The organism is Sphingomonas sp. SKA58 (assembly GCF_000153545.1).
Classification (GTDB): domain Bacteria; phylum Pseudomonadota; class Alphaproteobacteria; order Sphingomonadales; family Sphingomonadaceae; genus Sphingobium; species Sphingobium soli.
In genome coordinates this window covers 835,202-857,225 of sequence record NZ_CH959307.1, presented here as the reverse complement: position 1 = coordinate 857,225, position 22,024 = coordinate 835,202, and the positions used below count along the sequence as shown (strand labels likewise).

The 22,024-nt window shown below is 60.4% G+C and carries 19 protein-coding genes; 10 read left to right on the top strand and 9 right to left on the bottom strand.

Annotated elements, in window-relative coordinates:
• Positions 1 to 317: 317 nt before the first annotated feature.
• On the top strand, positions 318 to 1,613 hold the full coding sequence (locus SKA58_RS13580) for a tyrosine-type recombinase/integrase (protein ID WP_050763048.1): 1,296 nt from the start codon (positions 318 to 320) through the stop codon (positions 1,611 to 1,613).
• 676 nt (positions 1,614 to 2,289) lie between these two features.
• Here SKA58_RS13580 and SKA58_RS13575 read toward each other — a convergent pair.
• The 8 genes from SKA58_RS13575 to SKA58_RS13540 all read right to left on the bottom strand — a co-directional run bounded on the left by SKA58_RS13575 (position 2,290) and on the right by SKA58_RS13540 (position 11,283).
• Positions 2,290 to 2,682, bottom strand: coding sequence for a nuclear transport factor 2 family protein (locus SKA58_RS13575; RefSeq protein ID WP_009823020.1), 393 nt, complete (start codon positions 2,680 to 2,682; stop codon positions 2,290 to 2,292).
• A gap of 98 nt (positions 2,683 to 2,780) precedes the next feature.
• Positions 2,781 to 4,562: a flavin-containing monooxygenase gene (locus SKA58_RS13570; RefSeq protein WP_009823019.1), complete on the bottom strand. Its 1,782-nt coding sequence runs from the start codon at positions 4,560 to 4,562 to the stop codon at positions 2,781 to 2,783.
• 649 nt (positions 4,563 to 5,211) lie between these two features.
• Positions 5,212 to 6,114, bottom strand: coding sequence for an alpha/beta hydrolase family protein (locus SKA58_RS13565; protein ID WP_009823017.1), 903 nt, complete (start codon positions 6,112 to 6,114; stop codon positions 5,212 to 5,214).
• Positions 6,115 to 6,244: 130 nt separating this feature from the next.
• Positions 6,245 to 7,276: an NAD(P)-dependent alcohol dehydrogenase gene (locus SKA58_RS13560; protein WP_009823016.1), complete on the bottom strand. Its 1,032-nt coding sequence runs from the start codon at positions 7,274 to 7,276 to the stop codon at positions 6,245 to 6,247.
• Positions 7,277 to 8,815, bottom strand: a complete 1,539-nt coding sequence (locus SKA58_RS13555) for an MFS transporter (protein ID WP_198005967.1) — start codon at positions 8,813 to 8,815, stop codon at positions 7,277 to 7,279. It abuts the gene before it with no gap.
• Entirely contained in the window at positions 8,812 to 9,615 is an 804-nt protein-coding gene (locus SKA58_RS13550; RefSeq protein WP_009823014.1) for an SDR family oxidoreductase, read from the bottom strand. The genes SKA58_RS13555 and SKA58_RS13550 overlap by 4 nt, the downstream gene beginning before the upstream one ends.
• A 10-nt stretch (positions 9,616 to 9,625) precedes the next feature.
• Positions 9,626 to 10,438 (bottom strand): SDR family NAD(P)-dependent oxidoreductase, encoded by an 813-nt coding sequence (locus SKA58_RS13545; protein ID WP_198005966.1) that lies wholly within the window; start codon positions 10,436 to 10,438, stop codon positions 9,626 to 9,628.
• A gap of 5 nt (positions 10,439 to 10,443) precedes the next feature.
• Positions 10,444 to 11,283: an SDR family NAD(P)-dependent oxidoreductase gene (locus tag SKA58_RS13540; protein ID WP_156784237.1), complete on the bottom strand. Its 840-nt coding sequence runs from the start codon at positions 11,281 to 11,283 to the stop codon at positions 10,444 to 10,446.
• Positions 11,284 to 11,548: 265 nt separating this feature from the next.
• Between SKA58_RS13540 and SKA58_RS13535 the strand changes: the two genes are divergently transcribed.
• Positions 11,549 to 12,580, top strand: coding sequence for an MDR family NADP-dependent oxidoreductase (locus SKA58_RS13535; protein WP_037543182.1), 1,032 nt, complete (start codon positions 11,549 to 11,551; stop codon positions 12,578 to 12,580).
• A gap of 244 nt (positions 12,581 to 12,824) precedes the next feature.
• Here SKA58_RS13535 and SKA58_RS19180 read toward each other — a convergent pair whose 3' ends face one another.
• The gene (locus SKA58_RS19180) at positions 12,825 to 13,454 is read right to left on the bottom strand and encodes a TetR/AcrR family transcriptional regulator (RefSeq protein WP_161626753.1); all 630 of its coding nucleotides are present in this window, start codon (positions 13,452 to 13,454) and stop codon (positions 12,825 to 12,827) included.
• Between the two features lie 618 nt (positions 13,455 to 14,072).
• Here SKA58_RS19180 and SKA58_RS13525 point away from each other — a divergent pair.
• The 8 genes from SKA58_RS13525 (at position 14,073) to SKA58_RS13490 (ending at position 22,012) form a co-directional block, all read left to right on the top strand.
• A complete protein-coding gene (locus SKA58_RS13525) occupies positions 14,073 to 16,295 on the top strand; it encodes a TonB-dependent receptor (protein ID WP_198005965.1) in 2,223 nt (740 codons plus the stop codon).
• 85 nt (positions 16,296 to 16,380) lie between these two features.
• The gene (locus SKA58_RS13520; protein ID WP_009823008.1) at positions 16,381 to 17,145 is read left to right on the top strand and encodes an SDR family NAD(P)-dependent oxidoreductase; all 765 of its coding nucleotides are present in this window, start codon (positions 16,381 to 16,383) and stop codon (positions 17,143 to 17,145) included.
• 56 nt (positions 17,146 to 17,201) lie between these two features.
• On the top strand, positions 17,202 to 18,470 hold the full coding sequence (locus tag SKA58_RS13515; protein ID WP_009823007.1) for an LLM class flavin-dependent oxidoreductase: 1,269 nt from the start codon (positions 17,202 to 17,204) through the stop codon (positions 18,468 to 18,470).
• A 12-nt stretch (positions 18,471 to 18,482) separates the two neighbouring features.
• Positions 18,483 to 19,250 (top strand): alpha/beta fold hydrolase, encoded by a 768-nt coding sequence (locus tag SKA58_RS13510; RefSeq protein ID WP_009823006.1) that lies wholly within the window; start codon positions 18,483 to 18,485, stop codon positions 19,248 to 19,250.
• A 57-nt stretch (positions 19,251 to 19,307) separates the two neighbouring features.
• A complete protein-coding gene (locus SKA58_RS13505; RefSeq protein WP_009823005.1) occupies positions 19,308 to 20,111 on the top strand; it encodes an alpha/beta fold hydrolase in 804 nt (267 codons plus the stop codon).
• On the top strand, positions 20,108 to 20,866 hold the full coding sequence (locus tag SKA58_RS13500; RefSeq protein WP_009823004.1) for an SDR family NAD(P)-dependent oxidoreductase: 759 nt from the start codon (positions 20,108 to 20,110) through the stop codon (positions 20,864 to 20,866). Before SKA58_RS13505 ends, SKA58_RS13500 begins: the two co-directional genes overlap by 4 nt.
• Positions 20,867 to 20,884: 18 nt before the next feature.
• On the top strand, positions 20,885 to 21,208 hold the full coding sequence (locus SKA58_RS13495; RefSeq protein WP_009823003.1) for a DUF4286 family protein: 324 nt from the start codon (positions 20,885 to 20,887) through the stop codon (positions 21,206 to 21,208).
• Between the two features lie 27 nt (positions 21,209 to 21,235).
• The gene (locus SKA58_RS13490) at positions 21,236 to 22,012 is read left to right on the top strand and encodes an SDR family NAD(P)-dependent oxidoreductase (RefSeq protein WP_009823002.1); all 777 of its coding nucleotides are present in this window, start codon (positions 21,236 to 21,238) and stop codon (positions 22,010 to 22,012) included.
• Positions 22,013 to 22,024 lie beyond the last annotated feature (12 nt).

The window sequence follows — 22,024 nt, the reverse complement described above, 5'->3', positions numbered from 1 at the left end:
ACGAAATGGATATGGGCTTGCCAGATCAAAGCGCTCATATCTAACCGCAGGCCCGATCGCATGAGGCCAGAATATTGAAATTCGTCGAAAACTGGAGCGGGCGAAGGGATTCGAACCCTCGACCCCAACCTTGGCAACTTAAACGGCGGCCTACGCCAGGCTTGCCAGTTGTTGTATTTTACACGATTTTTCAGTCAGTTATTGACGTTATCCCTACGACATTGTACCCTTCGATTGGCTGCCAAACGGCGAATTCTGGAGACAATGTGGAGACAAGGCCGGCCACGTCTAGCTTTGTCTCCAATCGGAGGATGACCATGCCAACCGCGAAAGTGACCAAGCGTGCCGTCGATGCGCTGGAACTGCCAGCCGAGAAGCAAACAATCCTGTGGGACACCGAGATCAAGGGCTTCGGCGTGCGGGTGCTGCCGTCCGGACTCAAGACGTTCATCATCCAGTATCGCAACATCGAAGGCATCAAGCGCCGCCTCAATCTCGGCCGTTACGGGGTGCTGACTATCGAGCAAGCGCGCAACCAAGCGAAGATCAAGCTGGGCGCCGTGGCTCGGGGTGAAGACCCGGCCAAGGAGGTATATGAGGCTCGAAGAGACATGAACGTTGCCGAGATGTGCAACTGGTATCTTGTCGAGGCGCGCGCCGGCCGCATCCTTGGACGTAAGAATCTGCCGATCAAGGCGTCATCGCTCGATAAGGACGAGAGCCGGATCAAAACGCACATCAAACCGCTGCTCGGCAAGCGGATCGTGCGACACCTGACCCCCTCAGACATCGAACAGATGCAATCCGACGTAAAGGAGGGAAAGACCGCAAAGCCGCGCGGCCCTGGTCGTGGCGGCAGGGCGACGGGCGGCCCCTCCGCAGCCTCGGGATGCGTTGGAACGATCCAAGCGATCATCGGCCACGCCAAGCATAAGGGCCTGCTCGCCAAGCATCCTACGGAGGGCGCGAAGAAGCTCGCCGGCAGAAAGAAAACTCGGCGCTTGAGCGTCATCGAGATCGAAATGATGGGGAAGGCAATGGCCTATGCCGAGCGCAACGGCGAGAATCCAGTCGCTCTCGGTGCGCTTCGTGCGTTGCTGCTGACCGGATACCGGCGGGAGGAAGGCCAAGCCATGCAGCGCGCGTGGGTCAGTACAGCGGGCGGTTATGTAGCGTTCCCCGACACCAAGGGCGGCGCGCAGATTCGGGCGATCGGACCTGCGGCGGTCAGAGTCATCGAGAGCCAGCCGGAGATCGTCGGCAATCCCCATACCTTCCCTTCGGAACTAGGCTCAGGCGCTTTCACGGCGGTCAGCGCCTGTCTCCAGCGCGTCTGCAAGCTGGCGAGGATCGAGGGCGTTACACCTCACACGCTGCGCCATACTTTCGGCAGCGTGGCCGGCGACCTCGGCTTTTCAGAGTTAACGATCCGGGCCATGCTCGGCCATGCCTCCCAGAACGTCACGCAGGACTACATCCACATCGACGAAGCGCTGAAACTCGCCGTGCGGCGAACCTCCGATGAGATCGAGCGACTGCTCGCACTGGGTGCCGCGAGGCTGGAAACCTTGCAGATACGTCACATGAAAGAACATGAGTGTCTCGCTGCTTGAACAAGAGCGGGACCGCCACCCCGCCCTCGCCGTGGACCAAGCGACTTGCTCGAGAAGCTGTCAGGCCGCCGCTGCGGCGTTGGCACTTACGGATTGGACCGCGAAGCGCGGATGCCGAGATAGAGCAGCTACTCGGCACCGGCGATGCGCCGCGCATTGTGGAAGGCCTCGGAGCGCCTCCACACCTCGTTCCTGACGTGACCGCCAGCCCCATGCGAGGAAAGAACGTGTTATCCATCTAGGCTTCGCCGCGAAGCAGGTGAAATTCGATAAAGCCTGAGAGGCCGTCGAGATAGGGACAAGACGCCGACAGGGGAATGCCCTGGCCGGATTGTTGAAGCGCACCTTCTTTGATGCGCCGAAAGGTGCTTGGCATCAGCCAGCAGGCCTTTGCCTATGATATCGAGATAGAGGGGTTATATTTCCGTATTGTCGAGTGCGTGACCGCGAAGGAAGGATTGTGATTTCCAATCATGACTTTGAGTTGGGGGCATCCTGACGACTCCTCGCTTGTCTCAGCTTGCGGATAGGCAGGACCGCGCACAATAGATGACACCCGTCCATCTACACGCACGAGTTGGCTGATTATAGAGGCTGTACATTTGGTTGGTTGAGGATCAGCGGTTTGACACGATCCGTCTAGAAATCGGCGAGTTACTCCCAATCCTTAGCCAGACTATAGATTGTCAAAGAGCTGACCCCAGACCGCATGAGCATGTGCCGTGTCGTTATATTCCTTCATGACTCTGATCTTGCTGTCCTCAAGGTAAAAAATGAATACATATTTATTATTATATTTCTTCCCGTCTTTCAGGGTAGCGAAGCATTCAGCCTCAACGGCTACCCGATTGTCCGAACCCGTAAAGGTATTGCGATCCAGTCGCAGACCGTCCTGATCAAGGTTCTCCGCCATGATCTGGCCGATCCGCCCGACCTTGTCCTGGATTTCGCCAAGTCCCGCCGCCCACCAGGTGAAATCCTTCGCGCCGAACTTGGCGATGGCAGCTTCAAATCCTTCCGTTTGCATGACGTCAAAGAAGGAACGAATTACGTCAATGTCATTGGTCATCGTCGCTATTTCCGTAAAATTATGAGATTCACCGGGTCAGTCGATAGCTGCATCCTGGACGAGGCAGCAGAGGCCGACAGGTGCGTTCCGCAAATCGGCTACTCGATCGCAAGACCTTCTAGGTCGCCTTTGGCGCGCCACTGCTCCAGAATGGTGAGAAACGCATTCACGCCCCCACCATAGGCCCCCCCGCGTGCGGTGCGGATCGAGAGATTGCCCTCATTGTTGACCCAGCCTGGCGTGCAGTTTTCCACGTTTGCCATCCTTGTCGCGAGGCTCTCGTGGTGCGCAACCCAGGCGGCCTCCGCCGTGACGGTCACTTCAGCGCGATTGGCACCGCGACGTTCGAGTTCGCCGATCAAGTAGCCGATGTGCTTGCCCTGTTCGAGCAGCATCTGCATGAAGTTGAAACCCCATGCGCTTTGCGCGATGGAAACCATGAAGAAATTCGGGAAGCCGTGAATGTGGAAACCATGCATCGTGGTTGCCCCATCGCGCCATTTGTCTTTCAGCGTCAGTCCGTCCTTCCCAAAGACCGGAAGGGTGACGGGCGTCTCGGCATAAGGGCCGAGTTCAAAGCCTGTGGAATAGATGATGCAATCGACATCATACTGCTTGCCGTTGACGCTGAACCCTTCGGGGGTAATGCTTTCCACACCCCGCCCTCCGGTGTCGACCAGCGTCACGTTATCGCGGTTGTAGACATCGAGATAGCCATCATGGAAGCAGGGGCGCTTGCACATCCGCGGATACCATGCCTTCAGCCTTTCCGCGACGGCCGGGTCGTGAACGACTTCGCTGACCCGAGCGCGAATCCGCTCGGTGGTTTCGAGGTCGACGGCGTCCAGCACCGCCTGGACTTCCCCACTGGCCATATCCGGGCGAATCCGGCGCGCCGCCTCTACCGCTGGCCTGGTCCAGCCATCATCGACCAGATCAACAGTGAACGGCTCCATCGCGGTAACCGTATTGAAGTTGCGAATTCGCTCCATCTGCCAGCCCGGCGGTTGGGATATATACCAGTTCTTATCGGTCGGGTGTTCGTTGCGCACGTCAATGGTCGAAGGCGTGCGTTGCACGACGTAAAGATGGCCTGCGGACTGCGCGAGATGCGGTATGCACTGGATCGCGGTGGCGCCCGTCCCAATGATCGCCACCCGCTTGCCGGCCAGCCTGGACAGGCCGCCAGATGAGTCGCCGCCGGTATATTCATAGTCCCACCGACTGGTGTGGAAGCAATGCCCCGCAAAATCTTCGACCCCGTCGATGCGGGGAAGTTTCGGCGTCTGCAACGCGCCTGCGGTCACGACGAAATATTTCGTCGTGATGGCATCGCCACGGTCGGTGGTTAACCGCCAGCGATTGGCTTTCTCGTCCCAGCGCGCCTCGGTGACGCCTGTCTGCAACAGGGCATTTTCATACAGGCCGTATTTGCGCGCGATCGCCTGGGCATGGGCAAGGATTTCCGCACCGCTGGCATAGTTCGCCTTCGGCATCACGCCCATCTCTTCGAGCATCGGCATATAGATATAGGATTCCGTGTCACAGGCGACGCCCGGATAGCGGTTCCAATACCATACGCCGCCGAAATCACCGGCCTTGTCGATCACGCAGACGTCGTCGATTCCCGCAAGCTTGATATTCAATCCAGAATGAATGCCGGCCCAACCGGAACCGAGGACCACGGCTGTCACTTCCCGCTCGACGCTGGAGCGTTCGTGGTAAGGTGTGTGCGGATCGATCTGGAAGTGGGAAAATTTGCCTTCGAGCCGGGTATAGTGCCGGTCGCTCACATCGCCGCTACGCTTTGCTTTTTCAAGAGCGTAGCGCTCCAGGATTTCATCCTTGTCCAGCGCAGTGCTATTTGACCCGTCGCCCATCTCATCCACTTCCCTAGCTCAGCGGTTCGACATGACTGAGGTCACATTCTTTGGTCATGCGCATAGGCATCGGTGTCGACGCCGGCCACGCACGCCTTAAATCTACCCAATAAAGTGATCATCTTTTTGGATGATAACTTGAATTATACTTCATCAATGGTTGGATTATCGTTGATGGCGATGCCATCATCAAAAACGAACCTTTGATGCCGCATAAATCGACATTGTCGAACCGCGACTGTTTTTACTGAAACGTGTTAAAGTTTTCTATCCCCGCTTTGATGGTGCTGTCAAGTGGATGATTCGGCTCTTGTTGGATCTTTCAGCCAGCGCATCGGCGATCTGGAACGCCCAGGGATCTCCAGTGCCCCCACCTCACAGCGGAAGGGGGCATGACATGGCTGCCAACAGGATCGCGCCCATTTCGCGAGCGGCGGTGAAAACGGTGCTGAGCGGCGAAGTCGGTGCTCAGCCTACAGGTCGTTCGAGGGAATGCGGAGGGCAAAGGCCGATGGTGAATAGTGACCCAAGCAAACCTGATGCCACTTCAGGCCAGCAGCCCACCCGCGAGAGGAGCCGAGGGGCTAGGAGTCCTGTCTTCCGATTGGCGGCGCGGGCGCTATGGAACAGGCCGCATCAATGGGTCCACTCAGCAGGTGGCCAGCACATTGTTCGGCCAGGGAAGCTTGCGGTCCTTCAGCCAGTCAAGCGTATCCTTCCAGAAGCCGCTCTCATGATATGCGCGGAAGAGGTCGAAATGACCGATGGTCGCGCGCCCCAGATCGTGGGGCGAGAGCAGGACCGCGGTGCGCTCAGCGTTTCGATAGTAAGAGAGCGTTCGGCATATGGCAGGCACCGTGCCCAACGGATCGTCAGAAACGGCGACTGCCAGGATGCGTCCCCTGACCGCCGCCATTCGTTCAAGCACCGCTTCCCGATCTCCTCTGGGATGGCTGCGCTCAAAGCGCGCCCCCCGGAAACTCCATTCATTGGCGACGCCGGCGGGGAGATCCTCGAGCCAGCCGAGGCGCTTGCCCGGAAAGTAACCGAGGAGGGCCGTCAGGACGGGCATGACCAGATGCCATTTGAGAAGCAGTCCGGCGCGTTGGCGAGGGGCATAGTCGCCCCACCAGGCATATTGAGCGCCTACCGTCAGCATTCGCTCGATCTGATCGCCGGATTCTGCCAGGCCGGGGATAAAGCCGCCAATGCTGTGGCCGACAACCTTGAGGGGACTTTCCGGACGGCGCGCTCGCGTGAAGCGGAGGACGGCATCGAAGTCCAGTTCACCCCAGTCTCGCCAGCGATAACCGCAATCCTGCAACCGTTGAGGCCGTGATAGACCAATACCGCGATAATCGTAGGTAATGACGTCGAACCCATGGGATGCGAGGAACCGGGCGTATCGGTGATAATAGCGAGCCACCACGCCCGTTGCGGGATTGATGATAACGCTACCTCCTTCCTGCCGCCCCCCTGCGGTCCAGAGGTGACCGGCAATCCTGGTATCGTCCTTGCAGAGGATCTCGATGCGTTCTTCAACAGGGGTCATTCGGGCCGAATAATGTGATCGCTCGGCAATGTATATTCGACCTCGGTTGGGTGAGCCTCGCAAAATTGATACCGGCCTGAGGATGACGAGCGACAGGCGATCGCACGTCCGATGCCGCCTCCAGCCGCTTTCAGGGCAGGAGAACAGCCCGGCCTTCGATGCGGCCTTCGCGCAGCCGTTGATAGACATCCACCGCATTCTCCAGCGGGAACGTTTCGACCGCCGCCCTGATGTGGCCCGATTCGGCCAAGGCGATGACTTCGATCAGTTCCGTCCGCGAACCCCAATAGGGGATGCTGACCTCACAGCCGAAGGGCGGCATGTTAGGGGAATAATGCAGCGTCCCGCCTGCCAAGCCGACCACTGAGATCCGGCTCGCCCTTCCCACGATACGGCTGCATAGATCGATTGTCGGTTGCGCCCCTACAAAATCAAGTGCGACGGTAACGCCACGTTCCCCAACCAGGTCAGCGATCTCCTCGGCAGCGAGAGCCCCATCCTGCGTGTTTATGGTCCGCTCGACTCCCAACTGTCGTGCATGAGCGAGTTTAGCTTCATCAATGTCGCACGCGATCAAACGGGCCGACGTCAGTGCTTTCAAGATCTGAACGGCTATATGACCGAGACCGCCAATACCCAGCACGACCACGGTTGCATCGGGCGTGAGCAGTGGCAGCGCAGCCTTGATTGCATGATAGGGTGTAAGGGCAGCATCGCTTAGTGGCGCTGCCATGGCAGGGTTCAGCTTACCCAGGGGAACAAGCAGGCGGGGGGAGGGGACGATCATATATTCGGCCATGCCGCCGTCCGAACCCAGCCCTCCGCCGTAGGAGGGAATGCTGGCGTGACGCTCACAATAATTTTCGGCGGACGTCTGGCATTGGTGGCAGAGACCGCATCCCCACGGCCCATAGACTGCAACCGGCTCACCTTCCTTCCAGCCCGTCACGCCCTGGCCGAGCGCGGCCACCCATCCGGCATTCTCGTGACCCAGCGTGAAAGGACCGGGGATGCCGATGCCGTGATCCAGAACATGCAAGTCGGAATGGCACACACCGGCTCCCGCTATTTTGACGAGGATCTCTCCAGGCCCGGGCGCGGGCTTCGGCACGTCGAGAATTTCAGGCGGGCGTCCTTCCTCGATAAAGCGGACAGCTTTCATTTATCGTTCCTTGATGGAATCCAGGGATAGCGCATGGTCGATCGCCGTCGCCGGCTGCCGCAGATCCTGCGCTGTCCGATCAGCGTCCCCTCTACGGGCAATTGCATAGGCGAGAATCGTCGTCAGGCCGGACAGGATGATCATGACCAGGAACGTGAGCGAAAAGGCCGCGCCGCTTGGGAAATGCGTGGTCGGGTCCGTTGGGCTGCTGACGGTGTCACTCGCGAGCAGCACCGCTACCATTTGGGCGCCGGCCGCCGTCGCCAGAGCGCGAAGAACAGTCATCATCCCCAGCGCTTCGCTGGTGCGGTCGGTAGGCACGGCAGCAATCAGGATGGGTGGCCCGGCCGCATAGAGCATGGTGGTGCCGATGGTGATGAAGCTGAAGCCGAACGTGACGATGGCGAGGCTGTCATGCCATCGCGCCGTGAACAGAAAGCCGGCGGTCATCACAAGACCAGAAAGGATCATAACCGCTCGTCCGCCAATACGTTGAACCAGCATGCCACCTAACGGCGCTGCCGCTAGCGACAGGATTGCGGCGGGTATGGTGGCCAAGCCCGCCGCCTTGGCGGACACGCCGAGGCCGATCCCCGTGAAGGCAGGGGTCTGCATGAGCATCGACATGAGCAATATGACCTGGAATGCTCCGAACGAAGCGCAGATATAGACGATATTGATGATCAGCACCTGCTTGCGCGCGAAAAGGCGCAGGTCGATCAATGGCTGTGGCGTGCGCAAGCTGTGCCGCACCCAAAACAGGGCGAGGAGGATGCTGCCGGCCAAAATTCCGATCAGCGCGGGGTTTGTCCAACCCCAGCTCCGCAGATTGCTGACCACGAACAGCGTGCCGGCGATGGATGGAACGCTCAGCCAGATGCTGATCATGTCCACCGGGCCGCTATCCTTGCCGCGAGGCCCCGCTGGCACGAAGAGCGCCAGCGCAGACCAGGCCAGGGCGGTTCCGATCACGCCAAGGGCAAATACCGCGCGCCATCCATATAGGTCGGCGGCCCAGCCTCCCAGCAGCATGGCCGACAAGGTGCCCGATGCCACGGCTGACAAGACGATCCCTATCGACAGCGGCAGGCGCGCGGGACTGACACATTCGCGCAGGATGCCGAAGGAGAGCGCCATGGCGGCCAGGTGAAGGCCCTGGAGCGCGCGGCCCAGTAGAACGAGCGGATAGAAATCCGTCGCGGCGCCGATGGCCAACCCCAGACCGCCAATGCCCAAAACGACGAGCAGTACTCGCTTGCGACCGAACATATCGCCGAAGCGAGCGGCGACAGGGGTCGCGGCAGCACCCACCAGCAGGAACAGCGTCACCAGCCAACCGATCGAGACCGGATCGCCAAAGGCGGCGATCAACGAGCGTGTCGCCGCATAGGTCATCGAGGAGCCAAAGGCTGCGATCGTTTCCGAAAGCCAAAGGGCGCCAATGAGGGGAATGAGCGGAACACGCTTCACGGGTTCCGCTGTTCCGGTCGGTAGTGAACCTGCGTCCATGACCGTGCTGGCGTCATCTTGCGCCGTCACCACGCCGTCCATCCACCATCGACGATCAGTTCCGATCCGGTCATGAAGCTGGAATCCTCGGATGCCAGAAAGGCGGCGACGCCGGCGACTTCCTCGGGCTCCCCAAGCCGACCCATGGGGGTCTTGCCCTCGAGCGTCGCCATCAGGTCGGTGAGCGCTCCGGATTCGCCGGCTGTTTCGCGTGTTCGAGCCTCCCCCAGAGCCATTTCCGTGCGGATGAAGCCCGGATGGATGGAATTGACCCGGACCGGCCGTTGCGCGGTCGCGAATTCGACCGCGGTTGCCTTCGCGAGCAGCCGGACGGCGCCCTTGCTCGCATTGTAGGCGGCTGTCTCGGCATAGCCTACCAGCCCAAGGATCGAGGACAGGACAACGATGCTTGATCCACCGCGCCGCCCCGCTCCGCTTTCCGCAAGCAGGTTCGTCATTGACCGGATGCCAAGGAACACGCCATCCGCGTTCACCGCCATGATGCGACGCCATTCGGCCAGCTCGACGTCGGTCGTCGCGCCGCCGCTGGCGACGCCGGCGTTAAGGACAAGGATATCCAGGCCTTGCCCTGCCTCGCGCAGGCGTTGCTCGGCCGCCCGCCATTCCGTCTCGTCGGTGACGTCGAGATGGAAATAGCGCAGCTCGTTGCCGAGCCGGCCCAGGGCGGAGAGCACAGGCGGCGTGCCCTCCTGCGCGATATCCGTTACCCATACCGTGGCTCCCTCGGCGACATAGCGCTGCGCAATCGCAAGGCCGATGCCCCCTAGGCCTCCGGTGACTAGCGCGACGCGCCCTTCCAGATTTCCCATCGAATGTCCCTCAGCCGGTGAACTGGCCGCCGGCCGGGTGCAGGGTCTGGCCCGTCATGAAGCTGCTCTCATCGCAGGCAAGATACAGGCAGGCGTCGGCCTGCTCGCGGGGGGTGCCATTGCGGTTCATCGGCGTGATGCTCATGGCCCAGCGATAGGCGTCGCTGTCCTGGGGGACGTCCCACATCGGCGTTGTCGTGAAACCCGGCCCGACGGCGTTGATGCGGATGCCCGTCTGGGCAAGTTCCAGCGCCATCACCTTGGTTAGCATGATCACGCCGGCTTTGGAGACGCAGTAGGCGGAGGCCCCGGCCACCGGAATCCTCCCTGCGGTCGAGGCGATGTTGACGATCGAGCCGCCTGTGCCCTGCTTGAGGAGCTGCCGCGCGAGCGCGCGGGCACTCAGCATGACGCCGGTGACATTAATGTCGATCACCTTCTGGAACTTCGCCGTGGTGACATGGATGACATGGCCGGAATCATGGGGGTCCACGCCTTCCCTCTCATCTTCCGGGAAGGAGGCGACACCCGCGCACATCACGCCGACGTCGACATGACCGAACTGGCGCACAGCTTCGGCGATCATGTTGTCGCAGTCGGCTTCGGACGTCGTGTCGACCTTTACGGCGATGGCCTTGCGGCCAAGCTCTTCCACCAGCCGGACCGTTGCATCGCCAGGCTGGAGGTCGGCCACGACGATGTCGGCGCCTTCCTCCGCGAAGCGCACCGCACAGGCCTGGCCAATGCCGCTCGCGCCGCCGGTAATCACCGCGACCTTGCCCTTCAATCTGTCTCCAATCATTCCTCGATCCTCTTCCATCATGTTGGTTAGTCGGTGAATTGCCCCCCTGCCGGGTGCAGGATCTGGCCGGTGACAAAGCTGGACTCATCGCTCGCGAGATAGAGGCAGGCGTCGGCCACCTCTTCAGGGAGGCCCAGGCGCTTCATCGGCGTAATCGCCATGGCCATCCCGAGGGCATGGGGATCGTCTTCGATACCGGCGATAAGCGGTGTTGCCGTGTAGCCCGGACCAACCGCATTGACGCGGATACCCGTCTGCACAAGTTCGAGAGCCACGACCTTGGTCAGCATCCAGACGCCGGCTTTGGATACGCAATAGGGTGCTGCGCCGGCCAGAGGGATGCGGCCCGCGGTCGAGGCGACGAGGACGATGGCGCCGCCCGAGCCCTGGCGCAGCATCTGGCGCGCACCGGCGCGGGCAGTCTGCATCACGCCCGTAACATTGACCTCGATGACGCGACGGAAATCGGCTGCCGCGAGCCTGACCACGTCGCTGGCGCCTGATGATGCGGCGCGAGCCTGCACGTTACTGCGTCCGGCGGCGGTCGCGATGCCGGCGGACGCGACGATGATATCGACCTGGCCGAAAATCTCCGTTGCCTGGTCGATCATCGCTTCGCATTGCTCGGCGTTCGTGGTGTCGGTCGACACCGAATGGGCTGTGCCACCGATTTCCTCGACAAGGGCAACGGTTCGACGCGCATCGGCAAAGTCGGCAATAACGATGGCTGCGCCCTCGCGGGCGAAACGCACCGCGCAGGCCTGCCCGATGCCGCTCGCTCCGCCGGTGATGACGGCTACCTTTCCGGCCAATCGCCCGCCAACGCGCGCGAACCCATTGGGCCGCGCACGCACTGCGCCTTCCATGCTCATCGGCACCTCTCAGTTCCCGATCGGGCATAGCCAACGGGATACCATGCTATACTTTGACTTTAACGTGTTAAAGTTTAGTATCGAGTCTCGCCGGCCGGATCAACCCCTTTTGAGCCGCACCGGCTGCGTGGCGCGTATCCCTGATCTAAGACATGGCCGATAAGCGCGATTTCTGAAGCGTCCACGATTGGAGCCGAAAAAAATCTGAACCACGTTACAGATAAGGGCAGGAGGGTTGACCTTGAGGGATCAAATTGACGTGATAAATCGTCGTTGGCGGCTGGCGCGCCGCCCGGAGGGGACAGTCCGGCGCGAAGATTTCATTCTGGATGAGACGCCACTGGCACCGCCACTCGGGCAGGGAAAGTTGCTGTTGCGGCACGAGTTGCTGCTTTGCGCGCCTACGATCCGCAATTGGATCAGTGGCAGGCGTGAAAGCTATTATCCCACCATCGAGATCGGTGATCCCATACTCGCGCCCGCGGCAAGCCGGATCCTCTTTTCAGACGATCCAGCCTGGCCGGTTGGCGCGCTGGTCGTTGGCCTCGGCACCTGGCAGGATTATGAATGGGTAAGCCCGGAAGGCCGGGGCCTCCGGGTCATTCCCGACGGCATATCTTCGCGCGCAGCAATGGGCTTGTTCGGTATGAACGCCCTGACGGCCTATTTTGGTGTGATCGCCGTTGGGAGGGCCAGAAAGGGGGAGACGCTGCTTGTTTCCGGCGCCGCCGGATCAGTGGGGGCGATGGCGGCGCAGTTCGGCCGCATATTGGGCTGTCGCGTCGTGGGCCTGTGTGGGTCGGTTGAGAAGGCTCGCTGGCTGCGCGAGGACTGCGGTATTACTTCAGTGATCGACTATGTGCGCGAGGATGTTCCCGATCGCTTGGCGGCGCTTTGCCCCGATGGGGTGGATGTCGTGTTCGACAATGTCGGAGGTGAATTCCTTCATCAGGCTTTGGCGCGCACCAACCGTCATGGACGAATCGTTCTTTGCGGCCAGATCGCCACCTATGATGTAGCCGATCCCGATGCGGGGCGTCCCCTCGACATGATGCGGATCATCTACGGCAGCATAACCCTGAGTGGCTTTTTGTTGAACGACTTTTCGACCGATATCCCGGATGCGCAGAAGAAGATCGCGGAATGGGCGAAGCAGGGTTTGCTCGCTCACCGAGAGGATTTGCGGGATGGATTCGATAGCCTGCCGGAGACATTCATGGCGCTGTTCAACGGCGGCAACCAAGGCACGTTGCTGGGGCGAATCGCCGACAAGCAAGGGAGGGCGTTGTAGGCAAGGGTCAAAGGCGGAACGCCATCCTCCCGAAAAGATCCCGGTGGCTCACCGTCTCAAAGGCAGAGGCAACTTTTGCAAGGTCGCGCCATGCAGACAAGCCAGGACGATGCACACCGGGTTGGGCGGCATATCGTCGGGAATAACGATGGGCGCTCAATCGACTGTCCCGCCGCCAATATTGGCGTTCGGTGCTCCGATGGCCCTCCCTCTCACGCCGGTGTCCGAGCAGGATGGGCGACGCTCAAACATCCCGATCTTCTGGTGTCCCATCCGTTGCTTGCGCCAGTCTCCTCAACGTCGCATCATGTTCGGCGAAGCGAGCGAACAATCCCGGCACGGACTTCTTGGTGGCGACGGGAATCAGGATCAGGCTGAGACCATAGGCGACCTCGGCATGCATCTGCTCGAGCGTGATGTTGTCCCGGACCCAATCCAGAATCGAGCCGATCAGCATATGGATGATGTTTTTCGCCATGGCGTTGACGTTCACGTCGCTATCAAGGAGCCCGGTCGCAGCAGCCTCTGCGACGAGCTTTTCCCATGAGCGGATACGCGGCGTGATGAAGCCGTCGCTCAACGCAGAATCGGCACTTCCGTAGATGGCGCGAAACATCGCCTGATTGAAGGCCGGGCTTTCCTTAAAATGGTGCGCGGCCAAGCTTAGCGCCGCGAACATCCGTTCGATCGCGTCGACGCCAAGCGCATCCAACTCATCCTCAAAGACGGCCAGATCCTCCTGGTAGATGGCGGAAATGATATTCTGCCGCGATCCGAAGAGACTGTAGGCCGTGACCACGCTGACCCCGGCCTTTTCGGCCAGCGTGCGCATGGAGAAGGAATCCTCGTGGATCATGCTGCGCGCGGCGGCCACGACCCGCGCTCGGCGCTCCCTTTTGTTGGCTTCTCGCTTGTTCATCCCACAGTCTTATGGGGTTTTGCACAAAAATGAAACGTGTGCATTGTCCTGGCGTGAACGCGAGGGCGGCCACGGAACGAAAAAAATCGCATGCCCCCTGCTTGACAGCTTTCCCCGAGCGGCGGTATGTCGAACCTGTAACGTGTTTAAGAAAAACTCTGCAACATGTTAGGGAAATCGGCCCGGCCGGTTCCATGGTTTGCCCTTTGGGATTGAGATTCACCGATATCTTGAACTCATGGAGGAAGCGTAACCGCCAACAAGATAATGACGGTACCGATAGCAATACCAATAGGTGAGGATGAATTGAAAGCCAGAAACACAGGTCTTCAAAACGGACCAAATCTAGTTGTTCTGGCATAAACCTGGGAGGAGGATGTTATGAAGAGCATGGGGATTTCTATATCGCGTGGGGTTTCCCTCTTGGCATTGGCATTTTCAACATCGCCACTTTATGCACAAGATGCGCCCGTTTCCGCAGCGCCCCCTCCGACTAGTGAAGCAACACAGTCGGGGATCGAAGACATCGTTGTCACTGCGCAAAAGCGTGCGCAGTCGATCAACAATGTCGGCATGTCGATCGCCGCGATCTCGGGGGATGCCCTGATCGAGCGCGGTGTTTCGACGGCGGCCGATCTGGTCAAGACGGTTCCCGGCTTCGCCTATGCGGAAACCGCGCTGGGCGTTCCCATCTATACGTTGCGCGGCGTCGGTTTCGTCGATCAGAGCCTGTCGGCCGGGCCGACCGTCAGCGTGTATGTCGATGAAGTCCCGCTACCCTACAGCTTCATGACCAAGGGTTCGATCTTCGATCTGGAACGGGTCGAGGTACTCAAGGGGCCACAGGGTACGCTTTACGGTCAGAACTCCACGGGCGGCGCGTTCAACTATATCGCGGCCAAACCCACCAACGAATTCTCTGCTGGCGTAGATGCCGAATATGGCCGGTTCAACACGCTCGACGCAACCGGGTTCGTCAGTGGTCCTCTAAGCAGCACCTTGAAAGGGCGTCTTGCCGTTCGGACGGTCCAGGGCGGCGACTGGCAGAAAAGCTACACGCGCAACGACACGTTGGGCCGCCAGGAACAATGGCAGGGAAGGGCATTGCTCGACTGGGAGCCGACCGAGCGTTTGACTGTGCAAATCAACGCCACAGGTTGGATCGACAAGTCCGACACTATTGCTCCTCAGGTCCGCAAGATCGATCCCCAGGTGCCTGCCGGCGTGATTTCGGGGGTCGCGAACTATCCGCTGCCGCCTGACGATCCGCGTGCGGCGGATTGGACGCCTGACCGGGATTATGCGCGTGATGACTGGTTCTGGATGACCGCTGGCCGTATCAACTATGAACTGAGCGATGATCTGCGGTTGGTTTCCATCACGGCCTACCAGAAGTTCAGCACCAAGGCATTCTATGACAATGACGGCTACACCTATCTGACGGGTGATCGCTACGGCACCGGCACTGTCAAAACCTTCAACCAGGAATTGCGTCTCGAAGGGGAGAATGGGCCGATCCAGTGGATTCTGGGCGGCAACTATTCGCACCATAAGGTGCATCAGCTCTTCACATATTATTTGAAGGACGCTTCCAACGCGCATGGCGTGTTCGCCGGCCTTGGGCCGATCGGACCGAATGGCGAACTGGGCTTTATCGGGCCGGATGGCTTGGACTTTGCGACTGCCAACGGGCTGAGTGACAATACGATCAAATCCTATGCGGTGTTTGGCAACGCCGAATGGGAGATCGTGCCGAGCCTCACCCTGCAAGGCGGTATTCGCTACACCAAAACCAATCGCGACGGCCGGAGCTGCGCCGTAGCGACGGATGCGGCGGGTGCGGCTCTCAGTTTGGGAACGCAGCAATTCTATGCCAATATAGGCACCAAGACCACGCCGGTCATGCCTGTTTCACCGGGCGACTGCACCACCCTGGACGAAAATTTCAACCCGGCGCCATCGTTCGGTCGCCTGCGAGAAGACAATGTTTCCTGGCGCGTGGGCCTGAACTACAAGACGCCAGGCGCAACGCTCCTCTACGCGAATGTCAGCCGAGGCTATAAGGCGGGTAGCATCCCGGCCTTCTCCGCTTCGACATTCACTTCAAATCTTCCGGTCAAGCAAGAATCGCTGCTTGCCTACGAAGTCGGCTTCAAGGCGCCACTGTTCGAGCACACCATGCAGATCAATGGTGCCGCCTTCTATTATGACTATAGTGACAAGCAGATCTATGTGCTGCTTCAGGATCTGGTGTTCGGCGGCATCCAGCAACTCGTCAACATCCCGAAATCCCGTCTCCAGGGTGCTGAACTGGAACTGGTGTGGCAACCGACACGCGGCCTGAACATCAGCGCTTCGGGAACCTATCTCGACAGTAAGATCAAGCAGTATACGGGCTATAATGCCGGTGGCATTTTCGCCGATTATTCGGGCGAAAGCTTCCCCTATGCGGCCAAATGGCAATTGGCTGGCGACGCTCAGTATGACTTCCCCATCTCCAGCAGCATGGAAGCCTATGTCGGCGGCGCGGTGAACTATCACAGCCGCACGACTGCCGCGTTCGGCAACGATCTTCTGATCGCCGGGGGTAAGGGCAATTATGACCTCAATCCCTATGTCCTGGTCGATCTCCGGGCAGGGGTGAAGTCGCCGGATGGCAATTGGCGCGTGGGCCTCTTCGGCCGAAACATTTTCAACAAATATTACTGGACCACGGTGGAGAAGCAGCAGGACGCGGTGATCCGCTACGCCGGCAAGCCCGCCACTTACGGCATCCAGTTGAGCACGCGGTTCTGATCAGGCGGGCGCGCATGGCGTCTCACGCCGGCGCGCCCCACTAAATATTTCCAGAGAGGGCGATATGCGGAGAGTCGAAGGAAAAGTGGCCATCATCACCGGCGGCGCCGGTGGTCTGGGCAGCGCGGCGGCGCGGAGGCTGGCGTCGGAGGGCGCGACCGTGCTGATCGCCGACATAGCGGTCGATGCAGCGGAAAAGGTGGCAAATGAGATCGGCGGCGGCGCGTCGGCGGTCCACCTCGATGCCTTCGATCCGGCTTCCATCAAGGCGATGGTGGATACCGCGATCGAACGATACGGCCGACTGGACATCCTCAACAATAATGTGGCCCATACGGGGGGAACTGGCGCGGATACTACCGTTCTGGAAACGTCCATCGAAACCTGGGATCAGTCCTTTGCGGTCAACGTCCGCAGCTATTTCATCGCCACCAAATATGCGCTCCCGCACATGCTCAAAAATGGCAGCGGGTCGATCGTCAACATTGCCTCGGATTCAGGGCTGGGCGGCGATTGCGCGTTGGTTGCCTATGGATCGTCGAAGGCGGCCGTCGTCAACTTCAGCCGCTATGTCGCCGCGCAATATGGCCGTCAGGGCATTCGCTGCAACACGATCTGTCCTGGTCCCATCGCCACGCAGGCGCTTCGCGAGCATGCGCCGGAAACCCTGAAATCCACGCTCAATGCCGTCTATGTGCCGCAACTCGGTGAACCGCAGCACATAGCCGCGCTCGTCGCCTATTTCTCCAGTGACGAGGCCGCCTACACCAACGGCGCGATGATAAGCTGCGACGGCGGCCTGGATGCCGTGATCACGCCGTGGATGGCGCAAGGGAAGCTCATGAACTGAGAATGTCGTCGCGACGGATGTCGCCGCGGTCCGCTAGTTGAAGGAAGGATAGTCCCATGAAATTTCATTGGTTTGCGGAGGTAACATATCCGAATGTTCCGAAAGATTTCGTCGAAAGCGGGGAGCTGAACTGGGTCAAGCCCACTCCATCGCTCTTCGATCCGCGCGAGAGCGGCGAAATGTATCGCATGTTCATTCGCCTCATGCAGGGGGCAGACAAGGTCGGGTTCGATGGGCTTGCCGTAAACGAGCACCATGCCACTGGTTTCGCGATGACGCCCTCGCCGAACCTGCTTGCGGCAAGCCTAGCCAGCACGACGGAAAATGCCGCGATCCTGGTGATCGGCAATTCGCTCGCATTGTATAATCCGCCCGTCCGGATTGCGGAGGAAATGGCCTATCTGGACTGCGTTTCGGATGGGCGCCTCATTGCCGGCTTCGTGTTCGGCACGCCGATGGACTCGGCCTTTGCCTATGGCAATCCGCCGATCGAGGTGCGTGACCGCTTCCATGAGGCGCGAAACCTCATCCTGCGCGCCTGGGAGGAGCAGGAGCCGTTCGCCTTCAACGGCAAATATACCAAACTGCGCTATGTCGATATCTTGCCGCGGCCCGTTCAGAAACGTCCTCCCGTGTGGGTTCCTGGCTCGGGCAGCGTGGAAACCTGGGATCTCGTGATCGACGAGAACTATTGCTACGGGCATTTGAGCTTTTCGGGTCTATATTCGGCCAAGCCGACCGTCGACGCCTATTGGGAATATTGCGACAAGCGCGGCGGTGATATGAATCCGAACCGCATGGCGTTCACGCAGATCGTTTGCTGTGCGGAAACGGATGCGGAAGCCGAAGCCAAATATTATGATGCGGTGAGATATTTCTATCGCACCAACACGGTCGACCCGAACTTTGCCATGCCTCCCGGCTATTCCACGGCAAAGTCCATGCGCTCGCAGAACACCTTGATGAAGGTCGGCGAGAGCAAGCTGACCCCCGAGGACAAGGCGCGCGCGGCGAGCGGGGAAATGTCGTTCTGGGAATATGATGAAAAGGGCTTCATCATCGCCGGCTCTCCCGAGCGCGTGAGCCAGCGGCTGCGCGAGCTTGCCAAGGATCTGCGTATCGGTCAGCTCATCGCTTGCTGCCATGTCGGCGACCTTGCCGAAGAGGTGGCCGCCGAGAATACCCGCCTCATGGGTGAGCGCGTTATCCCCACTTTGCGTGATCTGTGGTCTGAATATCCCGACCACTGGACCCCGGAAACCAGCCAGAAGCGCGTGGCGACGATCTCGCCGGGCATCGCGCGCGCGCCTGAATTCGCGAAATAAGGAGTAACGCCCATGACCATGACCATGTCGAAGGTCGGCGCCTATGACATCCGCCGCTGGAGCGGCGGCAGTGGCGCTCCCCTGCTCTATCTCCACGGCTTCGAGCAGCATCCCGGCAACGCACCCTATTTGCAGAAGCTGGCCAGCAAACACAGCGTGATCGCGCCCGAGCATCCCGGTTATGGGGAATCCACCGGGATCGAGGATCTTCAGCATATTCTCGATGTCGCCCTGCACTATCGCCAACTGGTCGAGGACTGGGGCCAGGGGCCGGTCGACGTAATCGGCCACTCGCTTGGCGGCATGTTCGCGGCCGAGTTCGCCGCCGTGTCGCCGCATCTGGTGCGCAAGCTGGTGCTGGTTTCGCCCTATGGGCTGTGGCTCGACGCGGAGCCCGCGCCAGACCCGTTCGTCCTGCCCGCCGACGCAATGGCGAGCGCCAAATGGCATGATCCCTCGAGCGCGGGAGCAGAGACGTCTGCCTTCACCGACAATGACAAGCTGGAATTGGCGGTCTTCCGGGTGAAGAATCTGGGATCGGCGACCAAGTTCATGTGGCCCATCCCGGATCGCGGACTGGGCCGCCGCCTCCGCTATATCAAGGCACCGACGCTCGTGGTGCGGGGTGAGGCCGATGGTCTGGTGCCTGCTTCCTATACGGAAGCGTTCGCCGCCGGCATTGGCGGCGCCAACACCAAGAGTATCGCGGCGGCGGGGCACCTGCCGATGGTCGAGCAGGAAGCGGCGTTCCTCAAGGTCGTCGAAGACTTCCTGGCTTGATTGACCTGCGCCGGGCCGGATCATCCGGCTCGGCGCTCTTGTTTTCGGGAGTAGAACATGGCGACCATAAACGCCAACGGCATCCAGCTTCATTATGAGATCGAAGGCGAGGGTCCGCCGCTGCTGCTTATCAGTGGCCTCGGGGGACATTCGGGCGTGTGGGCGACAGTCAAGCCCCTGTTGACCCCGCATTACAAGGTGATCACTTTCGATAATCGCGGAACGGGACAGAGTGACGTGCCGCCAGGGCCTTACACCATCGATCAGATGGGAGATGACGCGGCAGCCCTTATCGAGGGGCTGGGGCTGGGACCAGTCCATGTGGTGGGTTGGTCGCTCGGCGGATCGGTGCTTCAATCGCTTTTGATTCGGCATGGACGTCTTTTGCGCCGTGCCGTGCTCTTGAGTGCGTTTCCCTCCTATACCGCCGTTCAGGATGGTTGGCTGGATTGCCTCCTTTCCCTCAAGCGCAGCGATGTATCGCCGATCGCCCAGGCCATAATCGGCATGGCGTGGGGCTTCACACCACGCTTCCTCTTCGACCACGACTTTGTGGAAGCGGCTGCCCGCGTCGGGGTCGAGCAAGATCCCACGCCTGTTACGACCGAAGGATTTGAGGCGCAGGCGCATGGATTGCGGCGCTATGACAGTCGGGTCGATCTGCCTACGGTCGCCACGCCTACGCTGGTCCTGATCGGGGCGGAGGATACGCTTACCCCGCCGGCGCAGTCGGTCGAGATGGCGGCGCTGATCCCCGGTGCAAAGCTGCAAATCCTGCCGCGTGGCGGGCACGGTATGGTCCTAGAATATACCCAGGACACCGTTGGGGCGATCCTCGCTTTTCTAGGCGACGCTGCGTGAGCCGTTTCCAAGGCAAGGTCGTACTCGTTACCGGGGGAGGATCGGGACAGGGCGCGGAGACTTGCCGCCTGTTTGCCGCGGAAGGCGCGGATGTCGCGGTAGCCGACTGGAACGGAGATGCCGCCCGTGCCGTTGCCGACGAAATTGGCGGGCGCGCGATCGTTGTGGACGTATCACGCGAGGCGGAAGTCAAACAAATGGTCGAGTCCGCAGCGCAACCCGCGGGCCGCCTCGACATCCTCGTCAACAATGCCGGCGTCGGCTATTCCGAGAGCGGACGCTTCAAGATGGCAGGCGTCGTCGATACGCCGGAAGAGGCATGGGACGCGATCCTGGCGATCAATCTCAAGGGAGTCGCGATGGGCTGCAAGCACGCGCTCCCCATCATGGCCGCCCAGGGCGGTGGCGCCATCGTCAATATCGCGTCGATCAATGCCCTCGTCGCGATGCCGGGCGCGGACGCCTATACCGCCTCGAAAGGCGGGATAGTCGCGCTGACCCGTGTGCTTGCGCGAGACTGGGCGCCTAAGGGGATTCGCGTCAACTGCATCTGCCCTGGCGGCGTCGACACGCCGATGATCGCGGGCGTGGTCGAGCAGCTCGCGTCGGAGAACAGGGAGCTGCATCCGATTCCGTTGGGGCGCATCGCGCAGCCCGCAGAGATCGCGCGGATGACGCTGGCGCTGGCTTCGGAGGATGCCTCTTATGTCACAGGGGTCATCCTGCCGGTCGATGGCGGCGCGACCGCACAATAGCACAGCAGGAGAGCATATATGACCACGAAATATCTGATTGCGTTCACCAATCCGGTCTCGGTGGAGCAGGAGCAGGCCTATAATGACTGGTATAACGGTACGCATTTGCCGGAAGTGACGGCGTTGCCGGGTTTCAGGAGCGCCAAGCGCTTCAAGGCGAGCGCAAGCCAGCTCGCCGGCGATCCGCAGTTTCAATATGTCGCGCTGTATGAACTCGACGACGTCGAGACCGCTGTGGCCGCGCTCGGCAAGTCCGCGCCCGACCTTACCCAGACCGACACCACCGCACCCGAAATGCAGCTTATCGTGGTCGAGGAAGTATTCGAGCACGTCCCGGCCTGAACGGTCAACGCAAGGAAGGAGAGGATAATGGGAAGATTGGACGGAAAGGTCGCGATCGTAACTGGAGGGGCGGCGGGTATCGGCGCTGGAACGGCCGAACGCCTTGGTCAGGAAGGCGCGAAGGTCGTCATTGCGGATCGTAATATTGCCGGTGCCGAGCAGGTCGCGCACGGCATCAGCAATGGCCAGGCGCTGGCGGTGCAGTTCGATGCCACCGACGAAGGCTCGATCCAGAAGCTCATCGCGACCGCCAAGGATCATTTTGGCCGCATCGACATATTGCACAACAATGTGGCGATGACGGCCGAAGCCTGGTCGCGCGATACCAATCTGCTCGACACTACTGTCGAGACGCTGGATCTGAGCTACGCCATCAACCTGCGGAGCATGTTCATCGCTTGCAAGGCGGCCCTGCCGATCATGATCGACCAGGGTGGCGGTTCCATCATCAACATGTCCTCCGGTTCGGGAGAGGCAGGGGCACCGACCCTCATCGCCTATGGCACCACCAAGGGCGGCGTCATCACGCTCACCAAATACCTTGCCGTGCAATATGGCCGCGCGAACGTGCGCAGCAATTGCATCCTGCCCGGCCTGATCATGACCGAGCAGATCAAGCAGAATGTCCCGGATGCCGACCGCATCTATCGCCGCACGACCCCGTTCGATCGCGCCGGCACGCCCGCCGACATCGCGGGTATGGTGGTGTTCTTCGCTTCCGATGACGCCGTGTTCGTCAACGGCCAGATCGTTCATTGTGACGGCGGCGGCTCCGCTGGCGCTGCCGAACCGCTCGACTTCTGACAGCAAGAGCTT